At 35.9% G+C, this 24,755-nt stretch carries 19 protein-coding genes and 4 tRNA genes; 2 read left to right on the top strand and 21 right to left on the bottom strand.

All coding sequences use genetic code 11. From position 1 onward, the window contains the following. Positions 1-11: 11 nt before the first annotated feature. Together C245_RS0111460 and C245_RS0111455 are read right to left on the bottom strand one after the other, a co-directional pair. Positions 12-965 (bottom strand): MoxR family ATPase, encoded by a 954-nt coding sequence (locus tag C245_RS0111460; protein ID WP_017496734.1) that lies wholly within the window; start codon positions 963-965, stop codon positions 12-14. A 78-nt stretch (positions 966-1,043) separates the two neighbouring features. Then, positions 1,044-2,477, bottom strand: a complete 1,434-nt coding sequence (locus C245_RS0111455; RefSeq protein WP_017496733.1) for a peptidylprolyl isomerase — start codon at positions 2,475-2,477, stop codon at positions 1,044-1,046. A 538-nt stretch (positions 2,478-3,015) separates the two neighbouring features. On the opposite strand from C245_RS0111455, the gene C245_RS0111450 reads away from it, so the two are divergent. Next, complete coding sequence (locus C245_RS0111450; RefSeq protein ID WP_017496732.1) at positions 3,016-4,458, top strand: alpha-amylase; 1,443 nt, start codon at positions 3,016-3,018, stop codon at positions 4,456-4,458. A 154-nt stretch (positions 4,459-4,612) separates the two neighbouring features. Next, on the top strand, positions 4,613-6,205 hold the full coding sequence (locus tag C245_RS0111445; RefSeq protein WP_017496731.1) for a peptide chain release factor 3: 1,593 nt from the start codon (positions 4,613-4,615) through the stop codon (positions 6,203-6,205). A gap of 336 nt (positions 6,206-6,541) precedes the next feature. Here C245_RS0111445 and C245_RS0111440 read toward each other — a convergent pair whose 3' ends face one another. The 19 genes from C245_RS0111440 to C245_RS0111345 all read right to left on the bottom strand — a co-directional run bounded on the left by C245_RS0111440 (position 6,542) and on the right by C245_RS0111345 (position 24,499). Next, positions 6,542-6,853 (bottom strand): DUF3467 domain-containing protein, encoded by a 312-nt coding sequence (locus C245_RS0111440; protein WP_017496730.1) that lies wholly within the window; start codon positions 6,851-6,853, stop codon positions 6,542-6,544. A 12-nt stretch (positions 6,854-6,865) separates the two neighbouring features. Further along, complete coding sequence (gene rpoC, locus C245_RS0111435) at positions 6,866-11,173, bottom strand: DNA-directed RNA polymerase subunit beta' (protein ID WP_026110014.1); 4,308 nt, start codon at positions 11,171-11,173, stop codon at positions 6,866-6,868. Between the two features lie 321 nt (positions 11,174-11,494). Then, positions 11,495-15,307, bottom strand: coding sequence for a DNA-directed RNA polymerase subunit beta (gene rpoB / locus C245_RS0111430; protein ID WP_017496728.1), 3,813 nt, complete (start codon positions 15,305-15,307; stop codon positions 11,495-11,497). 264 nt (positions 15,308-15,571) lie between these two features. Then, entirely contained in the window at positions 15,572-15,943 is a 372-nt protein-coding gene (rplL, locus tag C245_RS0111420; protein WP_007807437.1) for a 50S ribosomal protein L7/L12, read from the bottom strand. 92 nt (positions 15,944-16,035) lie between these two features. Continuing rightward, positions 16,036-16,539 carry a 50S ribosomal protein L10 gene (gene rplJ, locus C245_RS0111415; protein ID WP_017496726.1) on the bottom strand — a complete coding sequence of 168 codons (504 nt, stop codon included), beginning with the start codon at positions 16,537-16,539 and terminating at the stop codon, positions 16,036-16,038. Between the two features lie 22 nt (positions 16,540-16,561). After that, positions 16,562-17,251, bottom strand: a complete 690-nt coding sequence (gene rplA / locus C245_RS0111410) for a 50S ribosomal protein L1 (protein ID WP_017496725.1) — start codon at positions 17,249-17,251, stop codon at positions 16,562-16,564. A 13-nt stretch (positions 17,252-17,264) separates the two neighbouring features. Next, positions 17,265-17,702, bottom strand: a complete 438-nt coding sequence (rplK, locus tag C245_RS0111405; RefSeq protein WP_008466923.1) for a 50S ribosomal protein L11 — start codon at positions 17,700-17,702, stop codon at positions 17,265-17,267. A 67-nt stretch (positions 17,703-17,769) separates the two neighbouring features. Beyond that, positions 17,770-18,321 (bottom strand): transcription termination/antitermination protein NusG, encoded by a 552-nt coding sequence (nusG, locus tag C245_RS0111400; RefSeq protein ID WP_017496724.1) that lies wholly within the window; start codon positions 18,319-18,321, stop codon positions 17,770-17,772. A gap of 10 nt (positions 18,322-18,331) precedes the next feature. Further along, positions 18,332-18,529 (bottom strand): preprotein translocase subunit SecE, encoded by a 198-nt coding sequence (gene secE, locus C245_RS0111395; protein WP_008466927.1) that lies wholly within the window; start codon positions 18,527-18,529, stop codon positions 18,332-18,334. A gap of 19 nt (positions 18,530-18,548) precedes the next feature. Beyond that, a tRNA-Trp gene (locus tag C245_RS0111390) sits at positions 18,549-18,619 on the bottom strand. Between the two features lie 62 nt (positions 18,620-18,681). After that, complete coding sequence (gene tuf, locus C245_RS0111385) at positions 18,682-19,869, bottom strand: elongation factor Tu (protein WP_017496723.1); 1,188 nt, start codon at positions 19,867-19,869, stop codon at positions 18,682-18,684. Between the two features lie 55 nt (positions 19,870-19,924). Then, positions 19,925-19,996: transfer RNA gene (locus tag C245_RS0111380), tRNA-Thr, on the bottom strand. An 84-nt stretch (positions 19,997-20,080) separates the two neighbouring features. Further along, a tRNA-Tyr gene (locus C245_RS0111375) sits at positions 20,081-20,161 on the bottom strand. 123 nt (positions 20,162-20,284) lie between these two features. After that, positions 20,285-20,358, bottom strand: a tRNA-Thr gene (locus C245_RS0111370). A gap of 90 nt (positions 20,359-20,448) precedes the next feature. Beyond that, positions 20,449-20,751, bottom strand: a complete 303-nt coding sequence (gene hpf, locus C245_RS0111365; RefSeq protein WP_017496722.1) for a ribosome hibernation-promoting factor, HPF/YfiA family — start codon at positions 20,749-20,751, stop codon at positions 20,449-20,451. Between the two features lie 31 nt (positions 20,752-20,782). Continuing rightward, complete coding sequence (locus tag C245_RS0111360; protein WP_017496721.1) at positions 20,783-21,679, bottom strand: tyrosine-type recombinase/integrase; 897 nt, start codon at positions 21,677-21,679, stop codon at positions 20,783-20,785. A gap of 139 nt (positions 21,680-21,818) precedes the next feature. Beyond that, a complete protein-coding gene (gene rpsU, locus C245_RS0111355) occupies positions 21,819-22,013 on the bottom strand; it encodes a 30S ribosomal protein S21 (RefSeq protein WP_017496720.1) in 195 nt (64 codons plus the stop codon). Between the two features lie 438 nt (positions 22,014-22,451). Continuing rightward, a complete protein-coding gene (locus C245_RS0111350) occupies positions 22,452-23,594 on the bottom strand; it encodes an acyl-CoA dehydrogenase family protein (RefSeq protein WP_017496719.1) in 1,143 nt (380 codons plus the stop codon). Positions 23,595-23,611: 17 nt separating this feature from the next. Then, complete coding sequence (locus tag C245_RS0111345; RefSeq protein ID WP_017496718.1) at positions 23,612-24,499, bottom strand: helix-hairpin-helix domain-containing protein; 888 nt, start codon at positions 24,497-24,499, stop codon at positions 23,612-23,614. Positions 24,500-24,755 lie beyond the last annotated feature (256 nt).

Here is a 24,755-nt window from a genome sequence, read left to right as displayed (position 1 = left end):
TATTGAATCTGTTACATCAGTTTTTTAATAATAACTTCTTCTGTTATCCCTTCAGCATCTGCTTTATAATTTTTAATAATTCTGTGTCTTAAAATTCCAGTTGCCACTGCTTTTACATCTTCAATATCCGGCGAGAATTTCCCATTGAAAGCGGCATGCGCTTTTGCTGCCAAAATTAAATTCTGTGAAGCTCTTGGTCCTGCTCCCCAATCTAAATAATTCTTAACAAAATCATTCGACAAAGCATTATCAGGGCGTGTTTTACTCACTAAAGTTACCGCATATTCGATTACATTATCGGCTACGGGAATTCTGCGAATCAAATGTTGAAAATCAATAATTTCCTGCGCACTGAATAATGGGTTAATGACTGTCTTAGCATCAGAAGTCGTACGTTTCACTACCTGAACTTCTTCTTCGAAGGTTGGATATTCCAGCTTTATGGCAAACATAAAACGGTCTAACTGTGCTTCCGGTAACGGATAAGTTCCTTCCTGCTCAATTGGGTTTTGAGTAGCTAATACAAAATAAGGTAAATCTAACTTATAGTTTTGCCCCGCAATGGTAACAGAACGCTCCTGCATGGCCTCCAGTAAAGCAGCTTGTGTTTTTGGCGGAGTTCTGTTGATCTCGTCAGCCAAAATGATATTGGAAAAAATAGGCCCTTTAATGAATTTAAAATGTCTGTTTTCATCCAGAATTTCACTTCCCAGAATATCTGAAGGCATTAAATCCGGCGTAAACTGAATTCTTTTAAAATCTAAACCTAAAGCCTGAGACAAAGTATTAATCATTAAAGTTTTTGCCAAACCCGGTACACCAATCAAAAGAGCATGACCACCTGAAAATATACACAGTAAAATTTGGTCAACTACGGCATCCTGGCCAACAATAATTTTTGCTATTTCGTTTTTTAATTCGTTTCGTTTCTGAACTAAATTATGAATTGCTGTTACGTCAGACATTTAGATATGTTTTTAAAATTAAAAAGAGTTAGTATTATGAATTCATAAAACTAACTCTTTTTCTTTATTTAATAAAAATTATTTTTTTAGCCAATTGTAAACAAACTTACAATCTCTGTACTCTCCAATAATTTTGATATAGGTATCTTTAATTTTAGTATCAAACCATTTTGAAATTGTCGTGATCTGCTTTTCTTTTAATGCCAATTCTTTAATTTTGGTATAATCCTTAGCATAATCTGCCACGTGCTGCTCAATTCTATTGGTAACTGTGATTATCTTATATGTTTTTTTCCCTTTATCGTCTGTATTTAAAAGTGGCTGTGAAATTTCGTCGTCTTTCAAATTTGAAACCTGACCGTATAAAGTCGGATCCATTTTAGTCAGTTCAAAACGGGTATCCTGAGTATTTGGATTTACCAGTGTTCCTCCGTTTGCTCTTGTCTCTTTTTCATCAGATTCTGTTCTTGCAGCTTCTGCGAAAGTAATCTCTTTATTTATAATCTTATTTCTAACATTGGTGATCCTTTCTTTTGCTTCTTTCAATGCATTTTCAGAAACTGTTGGCGGAATCAAAATATGTCGTAATTCAATTTCCTGTCCCTTAATTTTTTCAACCATGATAATATGGTATCCGAAAGTAGTTTTAAAAGGTTCGGAAATCTCTCCCTGTGCTAAACTAAAAGCTACATCTTTAAATTCTTTCACAAAAGGAGTCTTTCGGGTCATTTTATAAAAACCACCCGTCGGTGCAGATCCCGGATCTTGTGAATACAATACTGCTTTTGTCGCAAAACTGGATCCCTCGAGAACATCTTTCCTTATCGCATTCAGTCTGTCAATTACCTTCTGCTCGTCCTCTTTGGAAACCTTTGGCTCCACAACAATCTGTGCTACTTCCATCTCAGCTCCAAAAGTCGGTAATTCCTCTTTAGGAATCTTTTTAAAGAAGTTACGAACTTCCTCAGGAGTTATCTCTACAGCATCAACAATTTTCTTTGTCATTTCTGACGCCAATTTTTGTTCTTTTAAGATATCTGCAAAATAGGTCTTAAATTCCTCTACAGAATTCTTTTTATAATAGGCTACCACTTTATTAATATCACCCACTTGCTGTATCATATAATTCAATCGCTCGTCCATCATGCTTCTTACTTCGGCATCACTCACTACGATACTATCCTGAATTGCCTGATGTGCATAAAGTTTATCTTCTAAAAGCTTCCCTAACATCTGACATCTTGTAATATCTTTTGTAGATCCGCCCTGTGCTGAAATTTCTAAAAATGCTTTATCAATATCTGAATCTAAAACAATATAATCTCCAACTGTAGCAATAATACCATCAACTTTCAACTTCTGTCCGGATGTCATCGTAATGGCAGGTTTGCTGACTACTGTATCCTTAATAACTTCTTGTGCCGAAATAATTGAGTTGAAAAAAAATAAAAAACACATTGTCAACACGTATCGGAAATCAATTGTTTTTAGCGCTAATTTTTTTAATAACATTATTTAAAATTTAATTTGAATGTAAAGATCCTGCTTTAGAATTTGTCATAAACTAAAATCATTTTAAAAATATTTCAGTCGTATAATTCCTGAAATATTAAACAATTATGATCTAGTTCCTTTTGACTTATAACGAACAAAAATAACAATTCAATTACATAATACAACTATCGGCTATACTATTAACAAAAAATTATAGAGATGTATCTCAATTTTCAAAGGAACTAACTTCTAAGTCTCGTTCAATGGTTTCGAAAAACCAGCGAAAATCATCTTTAAACTCTGAAAAAATGGGTTGTACAGCTATACTCTATTACATTCCAAGCTATTAAACTCCCCTACTATAAAAAAAGTTATCCATACTACAACGTTTTCGTTGGATAACTAATTTCCCGTAAAATCAAATGAAATCAAAAAACACATACTTTAGATATGTAATTGATAATTTAAAGAGGGATAAATTACGAATAACAACTCTTTTTACCTCTTAAAGCTGTAATTACAAACTTTATTAACTTTTTAAACCAAACCGAAAATCATGAAAAAACCAATTCTACAACTTTACCTGATTGCAGCAATTACTGCATTTTTTGGTTCGTGTTCGCAAAATGAAACCACTGAGAAGGATTCTAAAGCTCAGAGCGAACAATTCGAAATTATTAATGTTACGCATCATGACGGAAGACCCTTTAGTACCGGAACTTCTAATTCAACATCAACCGGAAAATACGTAGACAATCCCGGAGGCGGTGTTATGATGCAGGCCTTTTACTGGGATGTTCCTTCGGGAGGGACCTGGTGGAATACGGTGAGCAGTAAAGTAACTGCCTGGTCTAACGCAGGGATTGGTTCGATATGGCTTCCTCCTGCTTCTAAAGCACAAAACGGCGCCTTCTCTATGGGATATGACCCTACAGATTATTTTGATTTTGGAGATTACAACCAAAATGGCTCTGTCGAAACCCGTTTTGGTTCAAAAACCGAACTGGTTAACTTAATTACTAACGCACATGCCGAGAATTTAAAAGTATACGCAGACATTGTGATCAATCACAATAGCGGTGGACAGTCGGAAGCAAATCCTTTTACCGGAACAAACACCTGGACTAATTTTAGCGGAGTTGCTTCGGGAAAATTCACTCGTAATTATAACGATTTTTACAAAAACAGCTATGGTAACAATGATGAAGGCGCATTTGGCGGTTTTCCTGATTTATGCCACGCCAACCCACATGTACAAGATTGGCTATGGCTGAGAGCTGACGGAGTGGGAAAATATTATAAAAATACCATGAAATTTGACGGCTGGAGATTCGATTATGTAAAAGGTTTTGGTGCTTGGGTGGTAAACTCATGGAATGCAAATGTAGGTGGGTTTTCTGTTGGTGAATTATGGGATTCTAATGTAAATACTCTGAACGACTGGGCAAACAATGCCAACAGCTCAGTATTCGATTTCGCTTGTTACTATAAAATGAATGATGCTTTTGACGGAAATAATTTGGCGCTTTTGAATGATGACATGATGTGGAAAAGAAATCCGTACAAAGCCGTAACCTTCGTAACCAATCATGATACTGATGAAATCTGGAGTAAATTACTTGCTTATTCTTACATCCTGACCCATGAAGGCTATCCTACCATTTTCTACAGAGATTATGAAGAATGGCTGGACAAGAACAAACTAAACAATCTGATCTGGATACACAACAATAAAGCGACCGGAACCACTTCTATTTTATACGCCGACAATGACGAGTATATCGCCAGAAGAAACGGTTACAACGGAAATCCCGGATTGGTTGTTTACATTAACAACTCTGATACCTGGCAGGAAAGATGGATTCAGACGAATTGGGCCAACACTCAAATTAAAGATTTTACCGGAAATTCGACCTGGTATCCTACTACTCAAGCGGATAAATGGGTAAAAATACAATGCCCTCCAAAAGGATATTCCATTTGGTCTATTAATCAATAATTTAAAAACTTGTAATTCTAAGGCTGTTCTATAAAAACAGCCTTATTTTTTTTAACTACATAACTTCAATAAACGCAAGTCTTCCCAATTTAAGAAGTGAATATTTTTATTAAGCCGTAATTAATAGTACTTTTGCAACCTATTTATACGAAATATGAGCTTTTTAAAAGAAATACAACGCAGAAGAACATTTGGAATTATATCGCATCCTGATGCCGGAAAAACAACTTTAACTGAAAAATTATTGTTGTTTGGAGGGGCTATTCAGGAAGCGGGAGCTGTAAAAAACAATAAAATTAAAAAAGGAGCAACGAGTGATTTCATGGAAATCGAACGCCAAAGAGGTATTTCGGTTTCAACCTCTGTACTTGCTTTTAATTATAAAGACAAAAAAATCAATATTCTTGATACTCCGGGACACAAGGATTTTGCTGAAGATACTTTTAGAACTTTAACTGCTGTAGATAGTGTTATTGTTGTAATTGACGTTGCTAAAGGGGTCGAGGAACAAACGGAGAAGTTAGTCGCAGTTTGTAGAATGCGTAACATTCCTATGATTGTTTTCATCAACAAATTAGACCGTGAGGGAAAAGATGCTTTTGATTTGATGGACGAAGTAGAACAAAAGCTTGGACTTACGGTTACGCCTTTAAGTTTTCCAATTGGTATGGGTTACGATTTTCAGGGAATCTACAATCTTTGGGAAGAAAACATCAATCTTTTCAGCGGAGACAGTCGTAAAAATATCGAAGAAACAATCGCTTTCTCTGATGTTCAGAACAATCCGGAATTAGATAAAATTGTGGGTCAAAAAGCTGCTGAAAAACTTCGTGAAGAATTAGAACTGATTGACGAAGTGTATCCAAAATTTGATCGTCAGGATTATCTAGATGGTAAACTGCAACCTGTCTTTTTTGGTTCAGCATTGAACAATTTTGGAGTTCGTGAATTGTTAGATTGTTTCGTTACCATTGCTCCGTCACCAAGACCAAAAGATTCTGAAACCCGTTTGGTTGACCCGAAAGAAGAAAAAATGTCCGGTTTTGTGTTCAAAATTCACGCGAATATGGATCCTAAGCACAGAGACCGTTTGGCTTTTATTAAAATTGTTTCAGGAACTTTTGAAAGAAACAAACCTTATTACCACGTTCGTCAAAAGAAAAATTTAAAATTCTCGAGTCCGAATGCCTTCTTTGCAGAGAAAAAAGAAATTGTAGATATTTCTTATCCGGGAGATATTGTTGGACTACACGATACTGGAAATTTCAAAATTGGGGATACCTTAACGGAAGGTGAAATAATGAGTTTCAAAGGAATTCCAAGTTTCTCTCCTGAACATTTCCGATACATTAACAATGCCGATCCGATGAAAGCTAAGCAATTAGACAAAGGTGTGGACCAGTTAATGGATGAAGGTGTGGCGCAGTTGTTTACCTTAGAAATGAACAACCGTAAAGTAATTGGTACTGTTGGAGCGCTTCAATACGAGGTAATTCAGTATCGTTTAGAGCACGAATATGGTGCAAAATGCACTTATGAAAACTTTCCGGTTCACAAAGCTTGCTGGGTAAAACCTGATGATGCTAAAAATGATGAATTCAAAGAATTTAAGCGTATTAAACAAAAATTCCTTGCACATGATAAATACGGTCAGTTGGTATTCCTTGCCGATTCTGACTTCACGATACAAATGACACAAAGCAAATACCCAAGTGTGAAACTGTTCTTCACTTCGGAATTTGACTAAGAAATTTCAAAGTTTCAGCTATAAAAAAAGCGCTTAATTTTTTACAATTAGCGCTTTTTTTTAATTTTGAATTAATCCAACCTTAATTAGTTTTTATACTTCAAAAATTAATCTCTTTTTATATAAGCAGTCGCAAGCTAACACAATTCATTTAAATCAAGAAATTTTGTCGACGAAAGTAAAAATAAATCCGTTGAACAGCATTTCATACTTACTTCAAAACAAACTTACCAACGTTTGCAAAAATGATATAAATCTTCATTGTGTAACTTTAAAAACTATCACAGATTTTCACCCTACTTATAAAAAAAGCCCCATTACTGGGGCTTTTAAAGTTTATGCTTGTCCCGCAGGACCAAAATTAAGCGGTATTGGAGCTTGTTCTGTCTCTTTGATTTCGCCATGAGCGACTTCAAAACGATGAATATTTTCACCAATTGCTTTTAATAATCTTTTAGCATGTTGTGGTGTCAAGACAATTCTTGACTTTACTTTGGCTTTAGGAATACCAGGCATAATACTCACAAAATCTAAAACAAATTCTGATGATGAGTGATTGATAATCGCCAGATTAGAATAAATTCCTTCTGCAATAGTTTCATCTAACTCGATATTAATCTGTTCTTGTTGTTGGTTCGGATTACTCATAGGTTCCTAATATTAATAAATGTATTCTTCTTTATTAGCCATCATTTCATTGTAATCGTCTTTAGATCCTACGATAGTGTTATCGTATTCTCTCATACCAGTTCCCGCAGGAATTCTGTGTCCAACAATTACATTTTCTTTCAATCCTTCTAAATCATCTACTTTACCAGCTACAGCAGCTTCGTTAAGTACTTTCGTTGTCTCCTGGAATGAAGCCGCAGAAATGAATGATTTAGTTTGTAGCGAAGCTCTTGTAATACCTTGTAAAACTGGCGTTGCAGTTGCAGTAATTACATCTCTGGCTACAACCAGATTTTTATCATTTCGTTTCAACAATGAGTTTTCATCACGTAATTCACGAGGAGTAATGATCTGACCTGGTTTCAATACCGCAGAATCACCAGCATCTTCAACTACTTTCATACCGTATAATTTATCATTTTGAACGATGAAATCTTTAGTATGAATTAATTGATCCTCTAAGAATAAAGTATCACCCGGATCCTGAACTCTTACTTTACGCATCATTTGACGAATAACTACCTCAAAGTGTTTGTCATTAATTTTTACCCCTTGAAGACGGTATACCTCTTGAATTTCATTTACCAAGTACTGTTGAACAGCAGCCGGTCCTTGAATTCTTAAGATGTCATCTGGTGTAATTGCACCGTCAGACAATGGTACTCCTGCTCTTACGAAGTCATTTTCCTGAACTAAGATCTGGCTTGAAAGTTTAACTAAATACTTTTTAATCTCACCAAATTTAGATTCGATAACGATCTCACGGTTACCTCTTTTGATTTTACCGAAAGAAACAACACCGTCGATCTCAGAAACAACTGCCGGGTTTGAAGGGTTACGAGCCTCAAGCAACTCGGTAATTCTTGGAAGACCTCCTGTAATATCGCCCGCTTTAGAAGAACGACGAGGGATTTTCACTAATACTTTACCTGCTTTAATTTTCTCACCATTCTCAACCATTAAGTGTGCACCTACCGGTAAGTTGTACGAACGAATCAATTCACCTTCTTTACCGTAAACCAATAAAGTTGGGATTAATTTTTTGTTTCTCGCCTCAGAAATTACTTTCTCCTGAAATCCGGTTTGCTCATCAATTTCAACCATGTACGATTGTCCTTGCTCTAAATCTTCGTAAGCAATTTTACCAGTAAATTCAGAAACAATTACACCGTTATATGGATCCCACTTACAGATTACAGTTCCTTTAGCTACAGCTTCACCATCTTTAACAAAGATACTAGAACCGTAAGGAATATTATGTGTATTTAAAACGATTCCAGTTTTCTCATCAACTAATTTTAACTCAGTTGAACGTGATACTACGATATCTACCGCATTACCTTCACTGTCCTCACCTTTAACAGTTTTTAAATCTTCAATCTCAAGTCTACCCGCGAATCTTGTAACAATACTAGACTCTTCAGAGATACCTCCTGCAACCCCTCCAACGTGGAACGTACGAAGTGTTAACTGTGTACCTGGCTCTCCAATAGACTGAGCTGCAATAACTCCGACAGCTTCACCTCTTTGTGTCATTTTTCCGGTAGCTAAGTTTCTACCGTAACATTTAGCACAAATACCTTTTAAAGCTTCACAAGTTAATGGAGATCTAACTTCTACTCTTTCAATAGGAGAAGCTTCGATAGTCTTCATAATAGCCTCCGTAATTTGGTGACCTGATTGAACTAATACTTCATTAGTTAAAGGATTAATAACATCTTGCAATGCAACACGTCCTAAAATTCTTTCTCCTAATGATTCAACGATTTCCTCATTTTTCTTCAATGCAGAAACTTCAACACCTCTTAAAGTTCCACAATCCTCGATGTTAACAATAACATCCTGAGAAACGTCATGAAGCCTTCTTGTTAAGTAACCAGCATCCGCCGTTTTAAGAGCGGTATCCGCAAGACCTTTACGAGCACCGTGAGTAGAAATGAAGTACTCAAGGATCGAAAGACCTTCCTTAAAGTTAGAAAGAATCGGGTTTTCAATAATCTCACCACCACCGGCAGTAGATTTTTTAGGCTTAGCCATCAAACCACGCATACCTGTTAACTGACGAATCTGCTCCTTAGAACCCCTCGCACCAGAGTCAAGCATCATATATACAGAGTTGAAACCTTGCTGGTCTTCTCTAATATTTTTCATTGCTAATTCTGTTAACTGAGCATTCGCAGAAGTCCATACGTCAATAACCTGGTTGTAACGCTCGTTATTGGTGATAAGACCCATGTTATAGTTAGTTGAGATACCTTCAACTTGCTCTCTGGCATCTGCAATTAACTTCGTTTTTTGTTCCGGGATTCTAATATCACCTAAAGAGAATGATAAACCTCCTCTAAATGCGAATTTATAACCCATATCTTTCATATTATCCAAGAAAGCTGCCGTTGTAGGTACATCAGTCACACTTAAAATGTGTCCGATAATATCTCTAAGGTTTTTCTTAGTCAATACGTCGTTGATATATCCGGCTGCTTCAGGTACTACTTCGTTAAATAATACACGTCCTGCAGTTGTTTGAATAATTTGGTACACTAATTCTCCGGCGTCATTAAAATCTTTAGCTCTAATTTTCACACGAGCATTCAATTCTAATCTTCCTTCGTTTAATGCAATGTTTACTTCTTCAGCAGAATAGAAAGTCAAATCCTGACCAATAATTTTGTGATCTTCCGTAGAAATACGCTCTTTGGTCATATAGTATAGACCCAAGACCATGTCCTGAGAAGGTACAGTAATTGGAGCACCATTTGCAGGATTCAAGATATTGTGAGAAGCCAACATTAATAATTGTGCCTCTAAAATAGCCTCTGGTCCTAATGGTAAGTGAACCGCCATCTGGTCACCATCAAAATCCGCGTTAAACGCTGTACATACTAATGGGTGTAACTGGATCGCTTTTCCTTCAATTAATTTTGGCTGGAATGCCTGAATACCTAATCTGTGCAAAGTAGGAGCACGGTTTAGTAATACCGGGTGTCCTTTAATTACGTTTTCAAGGATATCCCAAACTACCGGCTCTTTTTTGTCGATTATTTTCTTAGCAGATTTTACTGTCTTAACAATACCTCTTTCGATCAATTTACGGATAACGAAAGGTTTGTATAATTCAGAAGCCATATCTTTTGGCAATCCGCATTCGTATAATTTTAACTCCGGACCAACGACGATTACCGAACGAGCAGAATAATCCACACGTTTTCCTAAAAGGTTTTGGCGGAAACGTCCTTGTTTACCTTTTAAAGAGTCAGATAATGATTTTAATGGTCTGTTTGATTCTGTTTTAACAGCAGAAGCTTTACGAGTATTATCGAATAATGAATCTACAGATTCCTGTAACATACGTTTCTCGTTTCTCAAGATCACTTCAGGAGCTTTAATCTCCATTAATCTCTTCAAACGGTTGTTACGGATGATTACACGACGATATAAATCGTTCAAATCTGAAGTTGCAAAACGACCTCCGTCAAGTGGCACAAGCGGACGTAATTCCGGCGGAATAACTGGAACCACTTTCATGATCATCCATTCCGGACGGTTTTCGCGGTTTTCGTTAGACTCACGGAAAGACTCCACAACTTGTAATCTTTTTAAAGCTTCAGTTTTTCTTTGTTTAGAAGTCTCGTTGTTAGCGCTGTGTCTTAATTCATAAGATAAAGCATCCAGATCGATACGAGCTAATAAATCCATAATACATTCCGCTCCCATTTTAGCAACGAATTTGTTTGGATCTAAATCATCTAAATATTGATTCTCTTGCGGAAGAGTATCTAAAATGTTTAAGTATTCTTCTTCAGTTAAGAAATCTAATCTTTGTAAAGATTCTCCATCTGCATTTTTAGCAATACCCGCTTGAATTACTACGTATCTTTCGTAGTAAATGATCATATCTAACTTTTTAGATGGAAGACCAAGGATATAACCAATTTTGTTTGGAAGAGAACGGAAATACCAGATGTGAGCAATTGGCACAACAAGGTTGATGTGTCCTACTCTGTCACGACGTACTTTTTTCTCTGTAACTTCAACACCACAACGGTCGCAAATAATACCTTTGTAACGAATTCTTTTATACTTACCACAAGCACATTCGAAATCTTTTACTGGTCCGAAGATTCTTTCGCAGAAAAGTCCGTCACGCTCTGGTTTGTGAGTTCTGTAGTTAATTGTTTCCGGCTTTAAAACCTCTCCTCTTGATTCTTTCAGGATAGATTCTGGTGAAGCCAATCCAATAGAAATTTTGTTAAATCTTTTTACTGGATTTTTGTCTTTATTGTTTCTGTTATTCATCATAGTTTTTACTATTGATTTATTTTGCAATTAAAAAAATTGATTCTTAGTCTAGTCTAAAGTCAAATGTCATACAGTTTTAGAGTCATTGCTGACCTTAGACTTTGGACTTTTAAACTTTCGACTTAAAACACTACCTCGGGTTACTTCTCTAAACTTCAAAATTTAATTTGAAGCGCTAGTTATAGAATGCCTAGCATTACTATAAAAAATCGGAACGGGTTACGGGTATAAATCTTTAAAAACTTCTAACATTTAGTAAACAGCTAAAGTCCCAGAATTCAGTGTTAAACTGAATACTGAGACTGTAACTGAAAACATTTATTATTCTTCCAAACGAAGATCTAAACCTAGACCTTTCAATTCGTGCATTAATACATTGAATGATTCTGGTAAACCTGGTTCTGGCATAGTTTCACCCTTAACGATAGCCTCGTAAGTTTTAGCTCTACCAATAACGTCATCAGACTTAACAGTTAAGATTTCACGTAGTGTACTAGAAGCTCCATAAGCCTCAAGTGCCCAAACCTCCATCTCTCCGAAACGCTGACCTCCAAATTGAGCTTTACCTCCAAGTGGCTGTTGCGTAATCAATGAGTATGGTCCGATAGAACGTGCGTGCATCTTATCATCAACCATGTGTCCTAATTTAAGCATGTAAATTACACCCACAGTCGCTTTTTGTGCAAAACGCTCTCCAGTACCACCATCATAAAGGTAAGTATGTCCGAAACGTGGTACGTTAGCCTCATCAGTCAAAGCATTGATTTGATCTAAAGAAGCACCGTCAAAAATTGGAGTAGCAAATTTTCTACCCAAGTTCATCCCGGCCCATCCAAGAACAGTCTCATAAATCTGACCAATGTTCATACGAGAAGGTACCCCAAGTGGATTCAATACGATATCTACTGGTGTTCCATCCTCTAAGAATGGCATATCCTCATGACGAACGATTCTTGCAACAATACCTTTGTTACCGTGACGTCCCGCCATTTTATCACCTACTTTTAACTTACGTTTTTTAGCGATATAGATTTTAGCCAATTTCAAGATTCCAGATGGCAATTCATCTCCAACTGTAATAGTGAATTTCTCTCTTCTTAAAGATCCTTGTAAGTCGTTCAGCTTAATTTTATAGTTATGAATTAAATCATTAACCATTTTATTTGTAGCGTCATCAGCAACCCATTGACCTTTGCTTAAGTGAGCAAAATCCTCTACTGCGTAAAGCATTTTTTGAGTATATTTTTTACCTTTTGGTAAAACTTCCTCACCCAAATCGTTCATTACACCCTGAGATGTTTTTCCGTTAACGATCAGGAATAATTTCTCTACTAATCTGTCTTTTAATTCAACAAACTTAGTTTCGAACTCCATTTCTAAAGCGCCTAAAGCATCTTTATCCTGAGTACGTTTACGTTTATCTTTAACGGCTCTTGCAAATAATTTTTTGTCAAGAACTACACCGTGTAAAGATGGTGAAGCTTTCAATGAAGCATCTTTTACATCACCTGCTTTATCCCCGAAGATTGCACGAAGCAATTTCTCTTCCGGAGTAGGATCTGATTCTCCTTTTGGTGTAATTTTTCCAATCAAAATGTCGCCAGGCTTAACCTCTGCTCCAATTCTGATCATACCGTTTTCATCTAAATCTTTAGTAGCTTCTTCAGAAACGTTAGGAATATCGTTTGTTAACTCTTCGTTTCCTAACTTAGTATCTCTAACCTCTAATGAATAATCATCAACGTGGATAGAGGTAAAAATATCATCACGAACTACTTTTTCAGAAATTACAATCGCATCCTCAAAGTTATACCCTTTCCATGGCATGAACGCAACTTTTAAGTTTCTACCTAAAGCTAATTCACCATTTTGAGTAGCATATCCTTCTGATAATACTTGTCCAAGAACCACTCTGTCACCTTTTCTTACGATTGGTTTCAGGTTGATACTTGTTCCCTGATTGGTTTTTCTAAATTTAATTAAGTTGTATGTTTTCTCATCAGCATCAAAACTAACCATTCTTTCATCTTCAGTACGGTCGTATTTGATAGTAATGATATTTGCATCAACATATTCTACAGTTCCATCTCCTTCAGCATTAATTAATACTCTGGAATCTGAAGCTACCTGACGCTCTAAACCTGTACCAACGATTGGTGCTTCCGGGCGGATCAAAGGAACCGCCTGACGCATCATGTTTGATCCCATCAACGCACGGTTCGCATCATCATGTTCCAAGAAAGGAATTAACGAAGCCGAAATCGAAGCAATCTGGTTAGGTGCAACGTCTGTATAATGTACAACTGAAGGTTCAACAACCGGGAAGTCACCTTCCTCACGAGCAATAACATTAGTTGCCGTAATTTTACCAGTCTCGTCCATTTCAATGTTTGCCTGAGCAATCATTTTTCCTTCTTCTTCTTCAGCGCTTAAGTAAATTGGAGTGCTTTCTAAATCAACTACACCATTAGTTACTTTACGGTATGGAGTTTCGATGAATCCCATTCCGTTTACTTTTGCATAAACCCCAAGAGATGAAATCAAACCAATGTTTGGTCCCTCAGGAGTTTCAATCGGACATAAACGACCATAGTGTGTATAGTGAACGTCACGAACCTCGAAACCAGCTCTTTCTCTCGAAAGTCCACCTGGTCCAAGTGCAGAAAGTCTTCTCTTGTGTGTAATCTCAGCTAATGGATTCGTTTGATCCATAAATTGAGACAACTGGTTTGTACCAAAGAAAGAGTTGATAACTGATGATAATGTTTTAGCATTGATCAAATCAATTGGTGTAAACACCTCGTTATCTCTAACGTTCATTCTCTCACGAATAGTTCTCGCCATACGTGCTAAACCAACACCGAATTGCTGAGACAATTGTTCTCCAACTGTTCTAACACGACGGTTTGATAAGTGATCAATATCATCAATCTCAGCTTTTGAGTTGATCAATTCGATCAAATATTTCACGATTGTAATGATATCTTCTTTGGTAAGCACTTGCTTGTCCATAGGGATATCTAAATCTAACTTTTTGTTCATTCTGTAACGACCAACTTCACCTAAGTTATAACGTTGATCAGAGAAGAACAATTTATCAATAATACCACGAGCAGTTTCTTCATCAGGCGGTTCTGCATTACGCAATTGTCTGTAGATGTGCTCAACAGCTTCTTTTTCAGAGTTTGTTGGATCTTTTTGTAACGTGTTGTGGATAATAGCATAATCAGCTTGGTTATTATCCTCTTTGTGTAACAAAATAGATTTAACGTTAGAATCGATGATCTCTTCCACATTATCTTTGTCGATAATCGTATCACGATCAAGGATGATTTCGTTACGTTCGATAGAAACTACCTCTCCGGTATCTTCATCCACGAAATCCTCGTGCCAAGTGTTCAATACACGTGCAGCAAGTCTTCTTCCAATATACTTTTTGATACCTGTTTTAGAAACTTTAATTTCTTCAGCTAAGTCGAAAATTTCAAGGATGTCCTTATCTCTTTCGAAACCAATAGCACGGAATAAAGTGGTTACCGGTAATTTTTTCTTTCTATCGATATACGCGTACATAACGCTGTTAATATCTGTAGAAAATTCTATCCAGGATCCTTTAAAAGGAATTACTCTGGCAGAATATAATTTTGTTCCATTTGCGTGGAATGATTGTCCAAAGAAAACCCCAGGAGAACGGTGTAGCTGAGATACTACTACACGCTCGGCACCATTAATTACAAAGGTACCACTTGGTGTCATGTAAGGAATTGTTCCAAGATAAACATCTTGTACAATAGTTTCAAAATCTTCGTGTTCTGGGTCTGTACAGTATAGTTTTAACCTGGCTTTTAAAGGCACACTATAGGTAAGTCCTCTCTCTATACATTCTTGAATTGTATAACGTGGTGGGTCTACAAAATAATCCAGGAACTCCAATACAAAGTTGTTTCTTGTATCTGTAATTGGAAAGTTTTCCATGAAGGTGTTGTATAGACCTTCGTTGCCTCTTTCGTCAGATTTAGTTTCTAATTGAAAAAAATCTTTAAAAGATTTAACCTGAACATCTAGAAAATCCGGATAGTCAGGAATATTTTTTGTAGAGGCAAAATTCAATCTTTCAGTCTGATTTGTTATCATCAATGAACAAAATTTTGATTAAAAAAAAGTAGTTTTTTGTGTAAAACACATTGTTTAGTTTATACTTTCTTTTTAGAATCAATACATCTTTAAAAATAAACCGGACAAACCAGGTTCCATTTTTTTTCTTCGTATTGATCAAAAACTCTTCCGTATTTTAAACTATTTGATAATAAAATTTAATGTATTTTATTATACGAAAAATGGTTTAGGCCTTTGAGTGTTAACTCAGGACCTAAACCTAGTTCTTAAAACTGAGTTAAATTATTTAAGCTCAACTACAGCTCCAGCTTCTTCTAATGATTTTTTAAGACCTTCAGCCTCTTCTTTAGAAACACCTTCTTTAACGTTACTTGGAGCACCGTCAACTACATCTTTAGCTTCTTTAAGACCTAAACCTGTAAGTTCTTTTACTAATTTCACAACTGCTAATTTAGAAGCTCCAGCTTCTTTCAATACAACTGTAAATTCAGTTTGTGCTTCTTCAGCAGCACCTTCTCCACCACCAGCAGCAACTACTACAGCTGCAGCAGCAGGCTCGATACCATACTCGTCTTTTAATATTGTTGCTAATTCGTTAACTTCTTTAACTGTTAGGTTAACTAATTGTTCTGCGAATTGTTTCAAATCTGCCATTTTTTCTATCGTTTAAAATGATTTGTAAAATTATATTTTGTTTATTGTGCGCTATTTAAGCAGCAAGGAGAATAAACTCCCTGCGGTAATTATTATGCTTCAGTTTCTTCTTCGCTACCTGCGAATTTGTTTTGTAAAGCAGAAATAATTCTTTGAGCTGGTGATTGTAACAATCCAATAAGTTCTCCAAGAAGTTCTTCTTTAGACTTAATAGTTGCTAATGCATCTAATTGATTGTCTCCAATGTAAATTTCATTGTTAATGAAAGCACCTTTTAAAACTGGTTTATCAGATTTCTTACGGAAATCTTTGATAATTTTTCCAGGAGCATTAGCTACATCAGAAATAAATATAGCACTGTTACCAGTTAAAACTGTTGGTAAATCACCATAATCATTAGCAGAAGCTTCCATTGCTTTTGCAAGCAAAGTGTTCTTTACAACTTCTAATTTGATTCCAGCTTTAAAACAAGCTCTACGTAAGTTTGAAGTTGTCTCTGCGTTTAAACCAGAAATATCAGATACATAAATGATATTTGTACCAGCTAACTGCGCAGTTAAATTTTCAATCGCGATTGATTTTTCTTCTCTAGTCATACTAAAAATTTTTAACTACCAATTATACTGCTTTTGGGTCTAATGCGATAGCAGGACTCATAGTGCTTGTAAGGTGAATACCTTTAATGTAGGTACCTTTAGCAGCAGTTGGTTTAAGTTTTATTAATGTTTGAATAATTTCGTGTGCGTTGTCAACAATTTGCTCAGCTCCAAAAGAAACTTTACCAATTCCTGCGTGAACGATACCAGTTTTATCAACTTTAAAGTCAATTTTACCAGCTTTAACCTCTGCAACAGCTTTTGCAACATCCATAGTTACAGTACCTGTTTTAGGGTTTGGCATTAAACCTCTAGGTCCTAAAATACGACCTAATGGACCTAATTTACCCATAACAGCTGGCATAGTGATGATTACATCAACATCTGTCCAACCGTCTTTAATTTTTTGTAAATAGTCATCAAGACCAACATAGTCTGCACCAGCTTCTTTAGCTTCCGCTTCTTTATCTGGAGTAACTAATGCTAATACTTTAACATCTTTACCTGTTCCGTGAGGTAATGTAACCACACCTCTTACCATTTGATTCGCTTTTCTAGGATCTACACCCAAACGAACTGCGATATCAACAGACTCATCAAATTTTGCAGAAGCAACAACTTTCAATAATGCCGCAGCATCTTTTAGAGAGTATAATTTGTTCTTTTCAATTTTTGAAGCAGCCTCTTTTTGCTTTTTTGTTAATTTTGCCATGTCTTTTTCTTAATTAAAAAGGAGCATCTCCTGATACAGTTATACCCATAGATCTAGCTGTTCCAGCAACCATACTCATAGCTTTCTCAATTGTGAAAGCGTTTAAGTCCGGCATTTTGTCTTCAGCAATAGTTCTAATTTGTTCCCAAGTAACGCTAGCTACTTTTTTACGATTAGGCTCACCAGAACCAGATTTTAGCTTTGCAGCTTCCATTAACTGAACTGCTGCTGGAGGAGTCTTAACGACAAAATCAAATGATTTGTCTTTATACACAGTGATTTGCACTGGGCAAATTTTGCCAGGTTTATCCTGAGTTCTAGCATTAAATTGCTTACAGAACTCCATGATGTTAACCCCAGCAGCTCCTAAAGCAGGTCCAACCGGTGGCGACGGGTTCGCAGCACCTCCCTTAACTTGTAGTTTAACTACCTTACTAATTTCTTTAGCCATTTTTAAAAAATTTATCACTGTAATCAATGGAAGCGATTACAATGGTTTATTATAGTGTAACAAAAAATTATACTTTTTCAACTTGCATAAAGCTCAATTCTAATGGTGTTTTTCTTCCGAAAATCTTAACCATAACTTCAAGTTTACGCTTTTCTTCATTGATTTTTTCAACCGAACCGTTAAAGCCGTTAAAAGGACCATCGATCACTTTTACCGTTTCACCCAGGCTGAAAGGAATAGCACGAGTATCTGTATTAACAGCCAACTCATCCACTTTACCTAACATTCTATTTACTTCAGAAAGTCTCAAAGGAACCGGCTCCCCGCCTTTGATCTCACCTAAAAACCCAATTACACTAGTAATTGACTTAATAATATGAGGTATCTCACCAACTAAATTGGCTTCGATCATAACATATCCAGGGAAATAAACTTTATCCTTAGACATTTTCTTTCCTTCTTTTACAGTAACTACTTTTTCTGTAGGTACTAAAACTTGGGAAACATAATCGCCCATACCTAATCTGGCAATCTCAGTTTCGATGTAAGCTTTGACTTTGTTTTCTTGTCCGCTTACAGCTCTAACCACATACCATTTTTTCACATTATTATCTGCCATCACAAAAAAATTATCCTTTTAACCAGTTAAAAAATCCAGCCAAAGCTTTTGCAAAAAATTCGTCTACTCCCCATGTTGCCAAAGCGAACAGAATCGAAAATACAGCTACAACAATTGTCAATTTTTGAACCTCAGCCCAAGCTGGCCAAGTAACATTTGACTTTAACTCTTCGAAAGCCTCTGATAAATAATTAGTAACTTTTGTCATTTGATATATTTTTTTATTGCACGGGCGGAGGGATTCGAACCCCCATCAACGGTTTTGGAGACCGCTATTCTACCCTTGAACTACGCCCGTAATTAAAAGCCAGTGATTTCAATTAAGAAAATCAGCTGGCTTTTTTTTTATTTTTTATAGGATTATCCTACGATTTCAGTTACCTGACCTGCTCCTACAGTTCTACCACCTTCACGGATAGCGAAACGTAAACCAACACTCATAGCGATTGGGCTTAATAAAGCAACATTGATAGTCAAGTTATCTCCTGGCATTACCATCTCTACTCCTTCTGGTAAAGTAATAACTCCTGTTACGTCAGTTGTACGTACGTAGAACTGTGGACGGTAGTTATTGTGGAATGGAGTATGACGTCCACCTTCTTCTTTTTTCAAGATATAAACCTCTGCTTTGAAAGTAGCGTGTGGTTTTACTGATCCTGGCTTAATGATAACCATTCCTCTTTTGATAGATTCTTTATCAATACCTCTTAACAATAAACCTACGTTATCTCCAGCTTCACCTCTATCAAGGATTTTACGGAACATCTCAACTCCTGTAATAGTAGAAGTTAATTTATCAGCTCCCATACCAATGATTTCAACTGGATCTCCTGTATTAGCAATACCTGTTTCGATACGACCTGTAGCAACAGTTCCACGACCAGTAATTGTAAATACGTCTTCAACCGGCATCAAGAATGGTTTTGCTACGTCACGCACTGGCTCTTCGATCCAAGCATCAACAGCATCCATTAATTCAATGATTTTTGGTACCCAAGCAGGATCATTATTCAATCCTCCTAAAGCAGAACCTTGAACTACAGGACCATTATCTCCATCATATTCGTAGAAAGATAATAAATCTCTAATTTCCATCTCAACAAGCTCTAACAACTCAGCATCATCAACCATATCCACTTTGTTCATGAAAACAACGATTCTTGGAATACCAACCTGACGACCTAAAAGGATGTGCTCACGAGTTTGTGGCATTGGACCATCTGTAGCAGCAACTACTAAGATAGCTCCGTCCATTTGAGCTGCTCCAGTAACCATGTTCTTTACGTAATCCGCGTGACCTGGACAGTCAACGTGAGCGTAGTGACGGTTAGCTGTTTCATACTCTACGTGTGATGTATTAATAGTAATACCTCTTTCTTTCTCCTCTGGAGCGTTATCGATTTGATCAAACGATTTTGCTTGACAGTAACCAGCATCAGACAATACTTTTGTAATTGCTGCAGTTAATGTAGTTTTTCCGTGATCCACGTGTCCAATTGTACCTATGTTTAAGTGCGGTTTGGAACGATTAAAATTCTCCTTTGCCATTTTACTTAATTTTTAATCTTAGTTATATATTAATTTTCAATTTCCTACTTACTTGAGCCAACTACGGGAATTGAACCCGTGACCTCTTCCTTACCAAGGAAGCACTCTACCCCTGAGCTAAGTCGGCAGAGAGTTCTGACTTTTAGATTTAGATCTCAGATTTTAAAAATCCGAAACCGATAGCCCAAAACCTTAACTACTTCTTTATTTGTGGGGAGAGCAGGATTCGAACCTGCGAAGTTCACACAGCAGATTTACAGTCTGCCCTCGTTGGCCGCTTGAGTATCTCCCCTTAATAATTTATGATTTCAGAATTCTGATTTTAGATTTAATCCAAAAACTTCACCCTGCTAACCACAAACCTTTTTCAATATTTTTTAAGAACTAATTTCAAATCGCATTTGAAATATTTTTGAGCCGATAGAGGGACTCGAACCCACGACCTGCTGATTACAAATCAGCTGCTCTAGCCAGCTGAGCTACATCGGCAATTGCATTAAAAAAGTCCGCTATTTCTAACGGACTGCAAATGTAGCTATTTTATCTTTGAATCAAAACATTTTTTAAAAAAAATTTCAATTATATATGTGCTCTTATTTTTTCTTTCCTTTTGACAAGTAATCTTTCCAAAGATTCTGCTGAAAGCTCAACCGCCTCTTCGAATGTCTTGCATTGCTTTTTAACCAAAAAATCATCCCCCGGTACATTAATCTTAATCTCTACTGCTTTATTCTCTTTATCACTTGTTCTTTCAACCTTTAAAAAAACATCCGCCGAAACAACACGATCATAATATTTCTCCAATTTATCCATTCTCTCCTGAATAAAATCTACCAATTTTCTGTCAACAGTAAAGTTAACTGCATGAACATCTACCTTCATAATACAAATTTTAGGGTTAAACATTTCAGAACTATTGTTTATTCCTAGGATGCGCATTTGCATACACTTTTTTAAGCTCCGCTAAACTATTGTGAGTATAAACCTGTGTAGACGCTAAACTCGAATGCCCCAATAATTCCTTAACTGAATTTAAATCTGCTCCGTTATTTAATAAATGAGTCGCAAAAGTATGCCGAAGCACATGCGGACTCTTTTTTACCTTTTCAGAGACTTTACTAAAGTAAGAATTTATTAATCGATACACAAAAGATTCACTCAATTTTAACCCTTTGCCTGAAATAAAAAAATATTCTTCATCCACTACCTTTTCAACCAAAGCCCTTTCCTGCAAATACAATTTCATCTGACCCGCAATTATTGGCAATATCGGAACAATACGCTCTTTATTCCTCTTCCCTAAAACCTTCAACAAACCAGAAGACAAATCAACATCACGTTTCATTAAATGAATCAACTCAGCCCTTCTTATCCCCGTCGCATAAAACAAATCCACAATAAGCCTGTCACGAACCTCCTCGAACCCACAAGGATCACCAACCTCCAACAACAAATCAGTCAGCTCTTTTTCAGAAAAAGGAATCTGAATAATCTTAGGTGTTTTCAACGCTTTATGCTTTAACATCGGACTCACTTCAATTTGCTTTGTTTTCAAAAGAAACCGATAAAATGCTTTCAAAGATGACATTTTTCGATTAACAGAAACATTCGAAACACCCTCATCCACTAAAGAAACAATCCAACTTCTAATTTGACCATAATTCACCCCCTCAATTCCCTCTTGCTCAAAATTAACCCTATTAAATTCTTTAAAAGAAAAGACATCATTCAAATAAGCCGTAACCGTATGAACCGAATACTTCTTCTCCAACTCCAGATAATCACGAAACGCCTCTACATTTGATTTCATAAAAACACAATTCTTACAACATCTGTTGACCCAATAAAAGAAAACCAACTCAGCTTAAAATTAAACACAAAAAAAACCGTTAGTATCAAAATTAATTCTTTTTGATAACTAACGGTAATTATTTTAAAAAAAGCTACTACTAACTCTCTAAACTATCTCTCAATGTTTGGATGTAAGCCGCTTTTTGAATTTGAGCTCTTTTGATAACAGAAGGCTTAATAAAAGCAGTACGTGCTCTTAATTGACGAACAGTTCCTGTTTTATCAAATTTTCTTTTATAGCGCTTTAATGCTCTATCGATATTTTCTCCGTCTTTAATTGGTATAATTAACATAATATTGACACCTCCTCTCGTTAAGGCTGCAAAAGTATGTATTAATTATGAATTATGAGTTATAAATTATGCTTTTTTTTCAGAAAATAGAATATAGAGCAAAGAATAAAGACTTCAATACTAAGTATCCTGCATTCTTCATCCTGTTATTTTTTTTAGAGAATAGAATAAAGAGCAAAGAATAAAGACTTCAATACTAAGTATCCTGCATTCTTCATCCTGTTATTTTTTTTTAGAGAATAGAATAAAGAGCAAAGAATAAAGACTTCAATACTGCATATCCTGCATTCTTCATCCTGTTATTTTTTTTTAGAAAATAGAATATAGAGCAAAGAATAAAGACTTCAATACTATGTACCCTGCATTCTTTACTCTTTACTCTTTACTCTTTACTCTTTACTCTTTATTCTTTGCTCTATTTTCTTTGCTCTATTTTCTTTACTCTTTCAACAAATTCCTGGAAATAACTACTTTTTGAATTTCGGTTGTTCCTTCTCCAATGGTACACAATTTAGAATCTCTGTAGAATTTCTCTACCGGAAAATCTTTTGTATAACCGTAACCTCCATGAATCTGAACCGCCTCGTTGGCAATTTTCACGCAAGCTTCGGAAGCATACATTTTAGCCATAGCTCCTAATGTTGTCACCGGCTTATGTTGTTGTTTTAAATAGGCCGCCTTATGCAATAACAACTCCGAAGCTTCTATTTCGGTAGCCATATCTGCTAATTTGAAAGATATACCCTGAAAATTACTGATAGGCTGACCAAATTGGTATCTCTCTTTTGAATATTTCAAAGCTGCTTCATAAGCTCCTTTTGAAATTCCCAAAGATAAAGCTCCGATTGAAATTCGTCCCCCGTCTAATATTTTCATCGCCTGAACAAATCCTTGTCCTACTTCTCCCAATCTGTTTGCATCCGGAACACGACAGCCATCAAAAACCAACTCGGCAGTTTCACTGGCACGCATTCCCAATTTATTTTCTTTCTTTCCTGAGCTAAATCCTTTCATTCCTTTCTCCAAAACAAAAGCCGTCATTCCTTTCGAATCTCCTTTTTCACCGGTACGAACAATTACTACCGCAATATCTCCGGAAATAGCATGTGTAATGAAGTTCTTCGCTCCGTTTATAATCCATTCATCTCCCTCTTTAACTGCGGTCGTATTCATTCCTCCCGCATCTGAACCGGTATTGTGCTCGGTTAATCCCCAGGCTCCAATATGTTCGGCCGTTGCCAGTTTTGGCAGCCATTTTTTCTTTTGTTCTTCGTTACCGAAAGTCAAAATATGATTGGTGCATAATGAATTATGAGCCGCAACAGATAAACCAATTGAAGGATCTACTTTTGCAATCTCTTCTACAACAGTGATATATTCGTGATACCCTAAACCGGAACCACCATACTCTTCAGGAACCAAAACTCCCATAAACCCCATTTCTCCCAATTGCTTGAACAGGGAAACTGGAAAAATTTGAGATTCATCCCATTCCATGATATTTGGTCGGATATTTTTCTCAGCAAAATCTTTTATTGATTGCGCAATCATCAACTGCGTTTCATTATATTGAAAATCCATTGTAATTCTGTTTTTTTTTAGAACTCCAAATATAAACTAATTATTTTTGCTTTTTCAATAGGAAAACCTTTAATTTTTGACAAATCCTCAATATTATTAATATTTCCATTCATACTTCGATACGTTACAATTTCTTTGGCCAATGCATATCGGAAGTAAGGAAACTTTGTCAACTCTTTTAAAGAGGCTTCGTTTATGGAGATTTTTTTTAAAGAGGAAGGAATTATCACCTTAAAATGCGCCGTCAATTCTTTTACAACCTCTGGTGAAAGCCCCCAAACCTCATTCATTTGTTCCATCGAAACAAAACCTCCCAAAACTTCTCTTTGCTTCAATATCCTTAACGATAAAGCTTCCCCTATACCATATATCTTAACTAAATCTTCCTGTGTAGCATTATTAATATCCAGCACTATAATTTTCTCTTTTTTATAAACAGGTTCTTTTACGAACTCATTTCTTTCCATCTTATGACTTGATTTATTCTTAACCCAGTCCGGAAATTTAAAAAGCGGAGAAATCACTCTGAGTAAAGAATCTGAGATTTTTGTGACCTCCTGAAATTCTTTTGCTGAATTTACATATTTGTTCTCTTTTCGGAAAGCCAGCAGACGATCGATCTCCTGAACAGACATTCCTAATTTGTACCCTTTGTAATCGGTGATGAAATTTGGATTAAAAGCATAGACCTTTCTTTTCTCTCCAAATTTTAAAAGTTTTAAAGAATCTATTTCGGATTGCAAAGTCAACCACTGCTTTTCTTGAGGAACAATCTTCTCCGAAATATCGAAATCAACAAGAAAGTAAACCGCCTGTAGTACAACTATAATAATAAAGAGCAAAATAACTCCTTTACGTTGTTCTTGTGTAAACTTCAAAAGAACTTCAAAACGCTTTAATTTCATTTTATTAAAAATTTTCTTTCATTCTGTAAATTGCTAAAATAAGAAAATCTTAAAGCTTTATTAAGAAAATTAGCAAAAATATTGCGTTTTAAAAAATTACATTTTTCATTATTTATGACTAATTAATTTAATGAATCTCAGCCCGGAAAGATTGATAAACGGAGGTTTTGTCAAAATATTTAATATTTTACAACTAAAAATGAGATAATTGTTTTTATTTTTTACAAAAAACGATACATTTGGAGCTTAGTAACAA

Origin of the sequence: Flavobacterium sp. WG21 (assembly GCF_000335775.1) — a bacterium.
Lineage (GTDB): Bacteria > Bacteroidota > Bacteroidia > Flavobacteriales > Flavobacteriaceae > Flavobacterium > Flavobacterium tructae.
Note: the sequence above shows the minus strand (reverse complement) of the source record. Positions and strands in the feature narration are given on the sequence as shown.

Coding starts and splice junctions, on each gene's coding strand:
- C245_RS0111460 (WP_017496734.1), bottom strand. CDS start 965: ATGTCTGACGTAACAGCAATTCATAATTTAGTTCAGAAACGAAACGAA.
- C245_RS0111455 (WP_017496733.1), bottom strand. CDS start 2,477: ATGTTATTAAAAAAATTAGCGCTAAAAACAATTGATTTCCGATACGTG.
- C245_RS0111450 (WP_017496732.1), top strand. CDS start 3,016: ATGAAAAAACCAATTCTACAACTTTACCTGATTGCAGCAATTACTGCA.
- C245_RS0111445 (WP_017496731.1), top strand. CDS start 4,613: ATGAGCTTTTTAAAAGAAATACAACGCAGAAGAACATTTGGAATTATA.
- C245_RS0111440 (WP_017496730.1), bottom strand. CDS start 6,853: ATGAGTAATCCGAACCAACAACAAGAACAGATTAATATCGAGTTAGAT.
- rpoC (WP_026110014.1), bottom strand. CDS start 11,173: ATGATGAATAACAGAAACAATAAAGACAAAAATCCAGTAAAAAGATTT.
- rpoB (WP_017496728.1), bottom strand. CDS start 15,307: ATGATAACAAATCAGACTGAAAGATTGAATTTTGCCTCTACAAAAAAT.
- rplL (WP_007807437.1), bottom strand. CDS start 15,943: ATGGCAGATTTGAAACAATTCGCAGAACAATTAGTTAACCTAACAGTT.
- rplJ (WP_017496726.1), bottom strand. CDS start 16,539: ATGACTAGAGAAGAAAAATCAATCGCGATTGAAAATTTAACTGCGCAG.
- rplA (WP_017496725.1), bottom strand. CDS start 17,251: ATGGCAAAATTAACAAAAAAGCAAAAAGAGGCTGCTTCAAAAATTGAA.
- rplK (WP_008466923.1), bottom strand. CDS start 17,702: ATGGCTAAAGAAATTAGTAAGGTAGTTAAACTACAAGTTAAGGGAGGT.
- nusG (WP_017496724.1), bottom strand. CDS start 18,321: ATGGCAGATAATAATGTGAAAAAATGGTATGTGGTTAGAGCTGTAAGC.
- secE (WP_008466927.1), bottom strand. CDS start 18,529: ATGACAAAAGTTACTAATTATTTATCAGAGGCTTTCGAAGAGTTAAAG.
- tuf (WP_017496723.1), bottom strand. CDS start 19,869: ATGGCAAAGGAGAATTTTAATCGTTCCAAACCGCACTTAAACATAGGT.
- hpf (WP_017496722.1), bottom strand. CDS start 20,751: ATGAAGGTAGATGTTCATGCAGTTAACTTTACTGTTGACAGAAAATTG.
- C245_RS0111360 (WP_017496721.1), bottom strand. CDS start 21,679: ATGAAATCAAATGTAGAGGCGTTTCGTGATTATCTGGAGTTGGAGAAG.
- rpsU (WP_017496720.1), bottom strand. CDS start 22,013: ATGTTAATTATACCAATTAAAGACGGAGAAAATATCGATAGAGCATTA.
- C245_RS0111350 (WP_017496719.1), bottom strand. CDS start 23,594: ATGGATTTTCAATATAATGAAACGCAGTTGATGATTGCGCAATCAATA.
- C245_RS0111345 (WP_017496718.1), bottom strand. CDS start 24,499: ATGAAATTAAAGCGTTTTGAAGTTCTTTTGAAGTTTACACAAGAACAA.